This is a genomic window from uncultured Nitrospira sp., from assembly GCA_902500695.1.
Lineage (GTDB): Bacteria > Nitrospirota > Nitrospiria > Nitrospirales > UBA8639 > Nitrospira_E.
This window is the reverse complement of record CABVRQ010000103.1, coordinates 1-11741: the sequence shown is the minus strand read 5'-3', so window position 1 is coordinate 11741 and position 11741 is coordinate 1. Positions and strand designations below refer to the sequence as shown.

Here is an 11741-nt window from a genome sequence, read left to right as displayed (position 1 = left end):
AGACCTTCGGCTTTGACACGTGTCTGGTCAGCGACTTTGGTCTCCGCGAAGGGATACTGGTTGACAAGGCCGTAAAATTGAAAAACTTGGAATGAGAGGGGTGGAGATGGATCTTATCGCTGGGTGTACCAGCGGAAGCCACCGGATTCTTTGAAGGCCGGTTGTTGCCCGATGCTCATGCCGCCGGGCTTTTCGACCAACAGAACTTTAAAATCCCACAGACCGAACCAGGCAGGGTCCAAGACGTTATGGTAGTGCAGGCCGGTGAGTTTGGGGAGAAGGGCGCCAAGTGCCGTGCCCAATTCTTTTTCGGTGTAGGCCCGAACGGAGAAAGGCTTCTCCAATTCACGGCAAAATCGCCGCAGGGTATAGGCCGCGCCGGTACATAAGACGTTAATGTCCCGTTTCATGCCGAGCAATTGTGGCAATGTGCAATATTGTTCGCGGAAACCCAGCCATTTAGCAACATGACGAAGATGACTGAATTGCACTTCATATTCAGTGTGACCGGGCAATCTAACCGGGGAAGGCCAATCATCTTCAATCCCGAATTCAACCAGGATGGCCCGCCCGCCCGGCTTCAGCACCCGCCAGATCTCCTGTAAAAATTGAATGGCGCCGTAATTGAAAATGATTTCGTCGGGAAAGGGTGGCTTGAGTGGCAGGCGCATGCGCCGGATCAAATCCAGGGCTTCCTCATGCACGGGATTCTCCCCTTTAAATGTGAGGAGTTCGTCCCCGGTAAATTGGATTGGCGTCATGTCGGCGAGATTTTCATTGTCGATCAACAAATCAACGGAACGGTCTGCCAAGGGCATTCGTTCGGCATTGGCCTGAATGGCCGTCGCCGCCCACCCTGCTTGTCGCGCCAGCGACGTTTGGGATCCCAGGAACGGGCCGGTCAGATCGAGAAAGGTGTACTGGATGTCCTTCCGCTCTTCAGCCGAGAGTTCTCCCGCCAGTTCCTTCGAGACATACCCGAGGCCGGCGCCCACTTCCACAATGCGTTTGGGCTTGGGAGAGAGCCAGCCCATTTGCCGCAGAGTTTTGCCGAGTAGCCGCCCATAGGTTGTCCCGTTCATGGCTTCACAGGGTTCGCGAAATAAATGCGAGACTGTGGTTTCGATAATTTCAAAATGCCCATGGGGCCCTTGAATGCCCTGAACGTGAAATTTGGACAGATGATCTTCAGTTTCAGCCTGGACGTTTTGATGCCACCCTTCCCGCACCTTTTGCAGCAACAAATCCCATTTCGCCTCCGCGCTATGTCCGCTAGGCGGTTCGGTCCCGTAATAGGCTAAGGAAAATCGGGGTTGGGCCCACCGTTCTATATGCCAGCGGCCGTTGTGTTGGTTCGGACTGCAGACCCATTTCCCATATTGGTTGAGCAGAGCGCCAATGGTCATACGTCCATCCATCGCGCCGAGCAGGGCTGCACCCATGCGATTGAGCCGAATCAGGGGTAACTCTTCATCAAGCGGGGCCACCCACCATTCCTCGGTGGCATGCTGGTAAATCACAATGTCCGGCATCCGCCAGGCCCGTTGATTGAGGATGTCTCCCTCCAAAATTTGGGGGCTCACGCCGGCCCAGGTTTCGGCAGTCGGTTGAGAGGCGGTGGTTTCGGTCATGAGGGTTTGGTGCCGGTTCTATTCATCATGTACAGGCGAAAACGAAGGTGCCAGAGTACCCCATCGATCCAAAAGGCTGCAACCATTCCTTTCCTTACAGAAGGCGAAGGAGAAATCAAAGTCCCAGCAATGATTATTTTGTGGCCGGTGCAGGCTTTTGAGCCAGGATGCTGGCGAAGGCCTCCTGTCCTGTATCGACTTCCTGGTATCGCACCACATGCAACCCTGGGAGTAAGGTCAATAATTCATTCCGCTCCAAGAGGAAGGTTCTGTTAAATGTTGGCCGGTATTGCAAATGATCAACCGTATAGGTTTCGATCAGGACCATCCCGCCTGGTTTCAGCGCCATCGCAATTTTTGGAAAGAGGTCCCGCTGCAAGTAATAGGTGCAGATGATGAGATCAAACGTATTGGGAGGAAGGGTGTATTGTTCCAGGTCAGCGACCACGGTGGTTAATGTCACGCCTTTTTCGGAAGCCAGGGCCTGAGCTTTTTTGAAGCCTGCCTCCGAAATATCGACACCGGTGACCTGAAAGCCTTTCGTGGCTAAAAAGACGCCGTTGCGTCCTTCACCCATGGCCAGGTCCAGGGCCGTCCCCTTGGATAGAAGGTCGACATGGTCCGTTAAAAACTGGATGGGGTCACGTCCGAATAGATAGTTCCCGGTTTCATATTTTTGATTCCACCGCTCCTTGTCTGCTTCAGCTCCCCAGGAGGAGTCAATGGCTATGAATCCACCAAGGACGAACGGACTCAGAAGACCCAGGACAAATATTTTGGAAAGATGTGGGAATAAGGGAATTCGATTCTTCATTGCATCACCTCTCAAGGCTGTTGAAGGAACCATATCTTATTCCTGTCATGGGATGAAAGAAGTAGGACAGTTTCTCCAGTAGTCTTTCGCCGTTCCAGTGGGTATCATGACAGGGTTTTGGCCATGAATCATAAATTTGTAGGAGAGAATATATGCCGGCCTATGTCGTCACGTGGATTCATTTATTAGCGGCTATTACCTTCATCGGTGGCTGGATGTTTGTTCAGCTCGTGGTCAGACCAAGTTTGACCGAAGGCAAAGCCAAGACGCCTTCAACGGAAGCTCTTGAGATGGTCAAAAAAGTGGGGCAACGATTTAAAATGGTGGGATGGGTGAGTCTCATGGTGTTGATCTTTACCGGAGCGTCCCAGTTGCTGGATGAAAGCGGGTCGGCGCGGATTGAAACAGGCTGGGGCCTCATCATGATGCTCAAACTCTTTGTCTTCGCGATCGTGGGAGGGCTCATCTTTGTTCATGATCTGATTGTCGATCCCTATGGCGCTTCGGTGAAAGGCAAACAGCAGGAGGCGCAGCCACTCATGTTTTCCGGTAAAGTGGTCTGGATGCAACGAACCATTTTAGGTCTGAGCCTGGCCGTTTTGTTTATTGCGGCGTATTTAACCTCGCTCTAATTTCATGGGTAAGCCATTCATGGGCTTCACGGGGATCACCTTCTTCCTCTGTGTTTCCCTGGTTTTGGGATTACCGGGCTGTGCTTCTCACAAGACGACCATCGTGTCACGCTTTACCCTCTTGGTGAAGGAAGACTCATTTAATCGAAAAAATATTGGATTAGTCGATGCAATGCCTTCAGTCGAGGAAGCGATCCTGCTTCAGGATGTCTCGAACCCAGCTTCGGATACCGGCATTCTTTTTCAAATGGTTCGGGGCGTGTGGTTTGGGGCCCTCTCAGGAATTGAAGCCGGGCAAATCTTCTGCTGGGGTGGTTCGGAAAGCGCTGGCAGGGACTACAGTCATTCAGGCAATGCTGCTGGCGCCGAAGCGCTCATTCTACTCATTTTATGTGGAGGAGGCATTGCGACCGGTTTAAGTATTGGGGCGACCGTCGGCCTGTTAACTCCGTTGATGTCATCCCTGCATCCAACCGAAATTCTTATTGCTCGTGAGCACGTGATTCAGGGAGTGTGGAAGGCATTAACGACCAGGACTGAAGGAGGCTCTAGGCATTCCCCTCTTTCTGATGAGGCCCCATTGCAAACCGTTCGACATAGTTCGGTTGCCTTTGGGGAGGAAGGTCAACCGTTCACGGCCTTCCTGAAAATGGAATCTATTCAAGTAAGGTTATTTTCCAGTACGCGTTTTAATGGCGATGACCTGGCCTTGGTGTGGAACGTCCGAGTCATATTCTTTGATCACCGACATCGAGTGGTTGCCAAACAACTGATTGAGATTGAACAAGGAGAATATCCTTTCGAACAGTGGGCAGAGTATGACGCCCGGTTGTTAAAGGAGAAATTGCGAGAAGGGTATCGACTCATCGCTGACCAGATAGTCGAAAAAGTAATAAAACCATGATCCGTGTCAGAACGTCCGAGATAAATTCCAGGCAATGATCCAATTGTGATTCAAGTCAAATAACCTTTCCCTCTTTCTGCGCCTATGGTACAACCTGCCGAAACGTGGGGATTCCATGATCTTTCACACGTCACCAAGGAGGGGATGATGGCCAAAGCATTTTCCGTTGCGTCTTGGAATGTGGAGCATTTCGGAGCGATGCCCAAAAATAAGGCCAAGCCGAAAAAACCGGTTGAACCCATTATCGAATATCTGGCTCAACAAAATGCCGATGTGGTTGCGGTGTATGAAGTCGTAGGTTCGACGGTGTACGACACCATCGTGACCGTGATGCCGAACTACCAGTTCCATATTACGGAAGGGCCTCAAACTCAGGAAATTCTGATAGGCGTAAAGCGAACCTTCTCGAGTTTTTATACTCAACGGCTGGAATTTAAATCCGGTGTGTCGGTTCTTCGCCCTGGTTCCTTGCTGACGATTCAAGTGGATGGGAAAGCCTATCCCCTGTTGTTTTTGCATTTAAAAAGTCTGACCGAACCTCGAGGATTCGGCTTGCGGGATGACCAGACCGAACGGGCGCTCAAATTGCGAAAAGTCCTGGATAGGGCCTGTGGTAGCGGAGGCCAAGCGAATTATGTCTTTCTAGGTGATCTCAACACGATGGGGATGAATCTGACGTTTAGTACGAAGGATGTCAGTGCAGACGAAGAAATTCAACGACTAAAAAAACGAGTAAAAAACCGGAAGATGGAGGTGCTTGCCAAGTCCTATTCGGAAACCTATTGGCCGGGTTCGAAGTCCTCCTATTCACCTGGGAATCTCGATCACGTCGTGGCAGCGGACCATTTGCAGTTTAAGGCGTTTGGGTCGGCTCAGATCGATATTCGCGGTTGGCCACAAGAAACGACTCCTGAGAAACGAGATGCGTGGACCAGGAAATATTCCGACCACGCGCTTCTGTATTTCGAAGTGCAAAAAGTATAGAGCCTTCTGTTCTTTTCATCATTCTGGGTTTTCCACCTGTCTGATGGCTCGTGTGCGCACTCTTGTAGGTTTCCCTGCTCTACTCCCACCCAGTGGTACAATATCCACGATGCATTAGAAATCATGAAGGTACAGGATTCCATAATCGACCTTATGGCTTCAGGGAAGTTGCCCAATGCGCGAAAATCCTCATGCAAATGAGTCTGGGGGGTGAATTATCTTTGAATTACGGGAAAAGGCTATAACCCGGCTATGACCCGTGATCAGATCATTGAACAGCTTCGTGAAAGGATTGTCGCGTTTGCGACATCTCGTGGTAGAAGGGAAGTGGCAGAAGATTTGGCTCAAGAGGTTTTCATGGTCCTACACGAGAAATACTCTCAGGTCACTGAATTAACAGAACTGATCCCTCTGTCGTTTCAAATTCTTCGGTTCAAAATACTGGATCTCCATCGAAAAACACTTCGGCGTGGGGAATATCATCAGGAATCGATAGATGTCCGGCCGCTTGCAGATCCGGGAGATGATCCGGCCATGCAAGCTGAGCAGAAAGAGCGTGTGAGTCAATTGATTGACGGGCTTCAGCATCTGGGTGAGCGTTGCCGCCAATTATTCCGGTTGAAACTTCAAGGGCACACTTTTCCGGAAATTCAACAGATATTAGGTGAGCGGTCCATCAACACCATTTATACCTGGGACTCCCGCTGTCGAAAACAACTTCTCGCTCTTATGGGAGGACGCTGGGAAATCTCTCTCCCTCAAGCTGGTGAGGGCAAAAAGAAAACCGTGGAGAAGGTTTTATAATGGCCACATCCTGGGAGCATCTGTTGGGCGGCTATGCCACCAATACGCTGACTGAGCAAGAAAAGCGGCAATTATTTGAGGCTGCCCTCAACGATCAGACTCTCTTCGATGCTCTGGCCGATGAAGAAGCCTTGAAAGTCATGCTCGCTGATCCTGAGGCCCGCCAGCGAATTTTGGCCAGCTTGCAGACAACAGAAAATACCGGGGTTGCCAGGAAGGGCGGAAAATGGTGGGACTGGTTCAGGCACCAGTCGTCACTTGCCTGGACCGGGAGCATTGCTGCCGTGGGCCTGGCTTTGATCTTTGGCTGGCAAATGGAAAAAGAATGGAGCCCGGTGGTGAGTCAGGAGCAGGAAGCAGCGAAATTCCCTTCCATGAACGAAGCCGCATTTCGGGTAGAGAAATCTTTAGAGGAAGGGGGTGCGACTGTACCGAAAGGAGCTTTGGAGGAAAAAGTTAACCAGACGGAGGGTAGAAGAGTGAAACCTCCATCTACTCCCGAACGGGCTCCGCGAGTAGAGCTCAATAAGGTTGACCGGCTCAGGGAGGTTCCGGCTATGGCCAAACAGGAAAGTGACGAGGGAAAAAGTGTCCAAGCCATGAGACGGAAAGGGACACATGATCAAAGGGCCCAAGCCCCAGCATTGCCTTCCTCACCTTTAGCATCAAGCCAGCCCCAGTTCGAACCTTCGGCTCAGTCCTCAGCGATTTCTGAGTTCCCTGATGTGGCACTGCCGGAAATAGTCCCACAGGCCAATGCCCCTGAAAGATTTGCGGATCGAGCAGTGGAGGAAATGCATCAATCATCTCCTGGCGCTCAGGAACTGTTTTATGCAGCGAGTGGCTCTTTAATCGATGAAGTGATTGGCGAGAAAAACAATAACGATAGGGACGATCAGACTTTTCAGGAGGGCCTTTCCAGAGCAGGAAAACCCTCTCCCAAAAAGAAAACGTTGTCCTTCCCCTTGGAGCAAAATGTGTCTGGTGGTCCACCCATACACACTGCCAGAGGGATTCGTTACAGCTTTGTCCTGCAGACGAAAGAGGGCAAAGATGAGGAGTTGGAAATCCGGCAGATCACCGGAAATTGGTCGGAAATTCGACTGGCTGTAGAACCGAACGTGTCAGGGTATCTCTATGTGCTGGCTACGTTGGACAAGGGTAAATGGCAGAATCTGGTGCCGATGGACCTTGAACAGCAGAAAAATACTGAAGGCGGGCTCAAAGTGAAATCATTTCAACGTGTGGAATATTCACTTGCTCAATTGACCAATTCCTCCGGGAAAACGGATGCCTCTCATTTGGTCGTATTGGTCTCACCAACCCCTTTTAATGACCTGGTCCAATGGCTAGAAAGTGAAGTTGATATGACAGAGTTATTGATCGAACGGGAAGCGGGTGCGGTTTTTGCGATCGACCCTGAGATGGATGAGGAGGCTCCGCTCCGTGTGTTGATTCCATTATTGAAATTCTCATGATTAATAATGATTAAGCAATGAATCATTGACGAAAATCTAATATTGCCCAGGGCCTCGTTTCCCTCTCCCTAAACCCCGTTTTTGAATGTTTTTTTCGGGGAGCTGGCGTAGAAAAATTGTATTTTCTCTGCCCGGTCTGTGTGAAGAACCTTCTCTAACCTCAGTCATGATGAGTCGAATCGGCTCCTTGAGGGTTTTGTGGGGGAGGGGGCTGCGAGGCCTGCTGCAGATTGAGACGGACTCTCTTTATACTGGGTGGCCCTTGCGTGAGTCCTTGGATATGACTTGTATGGTCTTTCAGGAAAGACTCCGCGATTTGGTTTGCCTTTCATTTGATGCGTCAGCCCAGTCCGATGTAGACGACCGCGGCGACAATGGTTTTGGATCCTTTTCTCGAAATAAAATGACCGTCCTCAAGAGGAAGAACAGGAGCCCATGGAAGAAAGTAAACTGAAAACGCTATAGAGTAAAAATGGTTGCAGGTACGGTTCCATCATTCCTGCTCCAACCACCATTCAACTGATATCCTTTCCCAACTTTGGCTGCTTCCTCGCAGAGGGTATAGAGGGGAAATTTTTTAGAACTGATTGGTGACCGTACCGTTCCCCGCCAGAAAAAGGCTGATGGACTGTGAGGGGCGTCGGGTATTTCACTGTCCGTCTCCGTAGAAAATTGTTCATTTTTAATCTGTGCGATCTATAGTAGAATCCTTTTTCATAAGCCCAAAGTGGATGGGGAAATTTTTTGAATGTGTGTACCTTCAATCTGAAATTGTGAGGGAATTGAGGCCATCTATGGAATATGTGGTAAATGGACGCATAACAGGGCATATAAAACGCTGGTGTGATTTACAATCCAGAAAGAACCATAAGTCTATCTCCGGTACGTTTGCCTTCTTAGTGAGCCTTCTTGCAAAGGGGTATGTCATGCGGATTGGAAAAGTAACTATGCAATTTACACTTGTCACGGTGTTCCTCCTTACCGGATGTGGAGGAGTCCAGTCGAAACAGATTACCGCATTGAAGGGTTCCCAGTTGCCGGAACAGCAAGGTTGGGAAGTTTCTACCAACGTTGTTCGCCCATTGGACGTGAATACAAATGGGAGCATTTTAACGCTCAACACGATTGGAGTTCTCAGAGCTATCGATCAAATTCCAGGGAAAGGGTTCATGTGGTTTTATAAGGACATTCCTTTGGACTTCCAATCAGGATTCTCAATAGAATTTACGTTGCAAGTGCACAAGGTGGAGCAACCACATAATTTTCTTGATTCGGGCATTATGTTTTATGGCTCTATCGACACCACTGCTGGTGCCTTCGCAGGAGAACCACGAAGTCATATGATCTTCTTTGACGAGGATGCCATTGGATGGGGAGACGAGAAAGGGACGTTTAAAATGGTGACGACTGATTCATTCCACACCTACACCTTAAAGGTTGAGGGTGGACGATTTGCCAAGGTGTACGTTGATGGAAAACTTGCTTTGAAACGAAATGACTGGGTGGGAATATCCAGAATCGGCTTTGGGGATATGACCAATGATGATGGGGTCAATGGAAAGTTTTCTATAGGTGACATCATTGTGACCTCCGGTCCCCGAGGCCTCCCTTCACAGCCTGCCCCACGGCCTCACCTCATACCCCCTTCACGACGCGGTGGTTAGGCCAGCCATTCATAAACCAACAAGATAGGCTTACCATCTGAAATATCTCGAAATATTTGAAGAGGAGATGGGAGTGAAGGGTGAGGTGAGGGCCACGCATCCACATCCCCGAACCCTCCTCGATTCTGTTGATGGGATCGGGCCTGTTGCTAATGGGCGTGGATGTCTGGTGACGGGAGCGTTTCAAAGCAAGGCTACATCCCTCTCAGATGCGTATCTACAACACAGAGCCTGACTTCCCACGAGGGCTGGCTTTTAGTTTTATGGAATTAGTTATTCAGCGGATGGATATGGGACAGACTTTCGGGAAACCGGCATGGGGGAGCAGGTGAAGGGTGGGCAGGGGGCTACCAGGCTGTCTGTTGCTGACTCATTTTTAGGAGAGGAAAATGTATAGGTCGAGTCTTTCCCATTCATAAATTCCGCATAGGATTAGGATTGTTGAGGAAATAATTCTTTATAGGTCTTTTCCCATTCTTCCAAGGGGTCTTTGTGGCCTTTTGAAACTATTTCAAGAAATGAACCATATTGTAGAGCACGAACACCATCAATGATCTGTGTGAGGCCTTGTTCTTTGCGAAAATTATATTCTGCAAATGCTGCCGAGGCACATTGAAGGGGGAAGAGCCAGTCTCTCTCCATGTTGGTATGATAATCCTTTAAATACAGTCTGATCTCATTAAATATTTTTCCATACAGATTTGCGTTCAACCATTTGCCCCGCACCAACAGGTAGGCCTCATCTTTTGTGGGTCTCGATTTTTCTTTCCAGTCGAATTCTCCAGCGTCTATTCGTTTTTGAGTAAATTCAGGCAGGAAGTCTTTCAATTCCCCGGAAATACCCTTAAACCCTGATAGCTTATGGCCAGGCTCAATCATGAGTATTTCATAATCCACCTGATGCAACATACATTCAAGTAACCCTTCGCGGTTGGCCAATATTCTATTGGGGGCCTGCCATATGGTTTCTGTAACATGGCAAATGTCCTCAACCATCTTTTCCTTTGAGGCTTGAGGAATTTTTTGAATGAACTTATGGGATGATTCATGGATGTCTTTTTGTAGATGAGTCAGAGCAATCTCATAAAGTGGGTTGGGGGAGATGGCTTTTCTGCGAATGAAAATGCCCAGAAGTTTTTTTAAAAACCCCATACCACACCTCCACAAATACGTAGAAGGTTTTCCATACTTAAATATAGCCAGGATTTGTCTTATTGGCCAGAGAATGAACGTAGCCAGATACAGGAAAGGGGAGAGTTCCTCAAATACTCCTTTGGGGAAAGGGCTGACAAATAGTATAGCGATTCCTCTAAGGAATGATTAACGCGCCGAAGAATTCCTCTCTCCCCTATACAAAATATTACAAAAGAATGGCATGTCTTTCATGTTCACCAAACCGATTTTCAGGTAGTAGAAATAAACCGGGTACGACAACCATTCTTCGGCCATCAGGATACGGTTAATATTCCACTTCAGACGGGAGACGTTCCGGGAGAAGTTAAGGTACTGATTGATTTCCGAGACCTTATAATCGTCGGCAAGTCTGTGGCCCATTGTCATATTGGTGCCCATGAGGAGAATGGAATGATGGCCGTAGTCGATTTGTGAATTAAACGATCCGTGAAATTCTGTACTCCGATGGATTCCATTCCCAGGATAACGGCTCTACCAATGGATTGGTCTGCTGGTTCGGATCGGAGGCATATACACAGAGTGGCATCGATGCCGATTTTACTCAGGAGAAGGAGAAGCCGCTGAAAAAGACCCACCACTACATACCGCACTCAACAATGTTGTATGGCCATCACATTGTCAGGGATTGTTTGACACTCCAACGGCTGCATGATGAGCAATTCGCTATGCACAGGGAGTGGGAAAAAAGGATGGTCGCGAAAGAGTCCGTCCGCCACAACTTAATAGGGTGAATACGGTTGCAGAGGTCCCCAATGCAGTCGATCATACGTCCGCAGTCGGTTCATTTGGTTCAATTCATGCTGCCGGGCCTCCTGCTGGTAGCGATCGTCCTGTTGCCGTTGTTGGTCGCGCTGTTGTTGGAACCACCCATCAAAGCTTTGAAATGATCTTGGGGTAGAAAGGGCAGAAGTTTGGTCATAGAAGGACCTTGGAGGATTCGGGTGAAGCTGTGAGGCCGGTCGCCAGGTATCTTCCCCAAATTGGGCCCAGGCACTGCCTGTGAGACCTAGGAAACATCCAAAGAATATTATTGCTCGCATGCGGTCGCCCTCCTATAGATGGGTGGATAGAGTGTTTTTGAAATGGCCTATCATTTGGACCAGGGATAGCGTGGCAAGATCTGCAACTAAAAACAATTCATCAAATAGGGCATGAAGGGAAAGGTTCTAGCGCCTTGGACCGTTGGTGTTCCGGCTGCGGCTCGTTGTACGTCTGTTCCCGGTTGGTAATATCCTCCTGGACATCATTTGGCATGATTGCTCATTGCTGCCCGGCCATAAATATTCAAGCCCGAGTTCCGAAGGGGAGGGTATGAGGGTCTTTCTAGGAATCAGACTTTTTCCGGTGCCTTTCGCCTCGGTATTTTTCTCCATGGCTTTCAGCATGGCCCCCGGTTGGATTCAAGGCCTCAATTTTCACCGCATGTAAGGAATACAATCGTGGGAAGGAGCGTCAATCGTGACACAAAGGGAGCCTAAATTGCGGACTCGTTAAATACTTCAGCGCTGAGAAGAGAGGGGAGCTATGCACTAGACTGCTGGCGGAGAGGGTGGGAATTTGAAGTCGCGCAGGCTTTGCTAGCCTGCACTCCCACTAGGGGGCCAGCCCCCTCGTGCCTTAGCGTGGCTCCGGTCAC

At 49.3% G+C, this 11741-nt stretch carries 10 protein-coding genes; 6 read left to right on the top strand and 4 right to left on the bottom strand.

Annotated elements, in window-relative coordinates:
* Positions 1-113: 113 nt before the first annotated feature.
* Both AAH187_RS17335 and AAH187_RS17330 read right to left on the bottom strand, forming a co-directional pair.
* Complete coding sequence (locus tag AAH187_RS17335; RefSeq protein WP_342349740.1) at positions 114-1631, bottom strand: class I SAM-dependent methyltransferase; 1518 nt, start codon at positions 1629-1631, stop codon at positions 114-116.
* Between the two features lie 133 nt (positions 1632-1764).
* The gene (locus AAH187_RS17330; protein WP_342349739.1) at positions 1765-2445 is read right to left on the bottom strand and encodes a class I SAM-dependent methyltransferase; all 681 of its coding nucleotides are present in this window, start codon (positions 2443-2445) and stop codon (positions 1765-1767) included.
* Between the two features lie 152 nt (positions 2446-2597).
* Here AAH187_RS17330 and AAH187_RS17325 point away from each other — a divergent pair, with 152 nt between their 5' ends.
* From AAH187_RS17325 to AAH187_RS17300, 6 genes are all read left to right on the top strand, one after another.
* Positions 2598-3077 carry a hypothetical protein gene (locus AAH187_RS17325; protein WP_342349738.1) on the top strand — a complete coding sequence of 160 codons (480 nt, stop codon included), beginning with the start codon at positions 2598-2600 and terminating at the stop codon, positions 3075-3077.
* A 103-nt stretch (positions 3078-3180) separates the two neighbouring features.
* Positions 3181-3981, top strand: a complete 801-nt coding sequence (locus AAH187_RS17320) for a hypothetical protein (protein ID WP_342349737.1) — start codon at positions 3181-3183, stop codon at positions 3979-3981.
* A gap of 144 nt (positions 3982-4125) precedes the next feature.
* Positions 4126-4965: an endonuclease/exonuclease/phosphatase family protein gene (locus AAH187_RS17315; protein ID WP_342349736.1), complete on the top strand. Its 840-nt coding sequence runs from the start codon at positions 4126-4128 to the stop codon at positions 4963-4965.
* A 252-nt stretch (positions 4966-5217) separates the two neighbouring features.
* On the top strand, positions 5218-5769 hold the full coding sequence (locus AAH187_RS17310) for an RNA polymerase sigma factor (RefSeq protein ID WP_342349735.1): 552 nt from the start codon (positions 5218-5220) through the stop codon (positions 5767-5769).
* Complete coding sequence (locus AAH187_RS17305) at positions 5769-7247, top strand: hypothetical protein (RefSeq protein ID WP_342349734.1); 1479 nt, start codon at positions 5769-5771, stop codon at positions 7245-7247. The genes AAH187_RS17310 and AAH187_RS17305 overlap by 1 nt, the downstream gene beginning before the upstream one ends.
* A gap of 947 nt (positions 7248-8194) precedes the next feature.
* Positions 8195-8911 carry a hypothetical protein gene (locus AAH187_RS17300; protein WP_342349733.1) on the top strand — a complete coding sequence of 239 codons (717 nt, stop codon included), beginning with the start codon at positions 8195-8197 and terminating at the stop codon, positions 8909-8911.
* A gap of 432 nt (positions 8912-9343) precedes the next feature.
* Here the strand turns inward: AAH187_RS17300 and AAH187_RS17295 are convergent, their stop codons facing one another.
* The gene (locus AAH187_RS17295) at positions 9344-10063 is read right to left on the bottom strand and encodes a hypothetical protein (protein ID WP_342349732.1); all 720 of its coding nucleotides are present in this window, start codon (positions 10061-10063) and stop codon (positions 9344-9346) included.
* Positions 10064-10824: 761 nt separating this feature from the next.
* Positions 10825-11145: a hypothetical protein gene (locus AAH187_RS17290; protein ID WP_342349731.1), complete on the bottom strand. Its 321-nt coding sequence runs from the start codon at positions 11143-11145 to the stop codon at positions 10825-10827.
* Between the last annotated feature and the right edge of the window lie 596 nt (positions 11146-11741).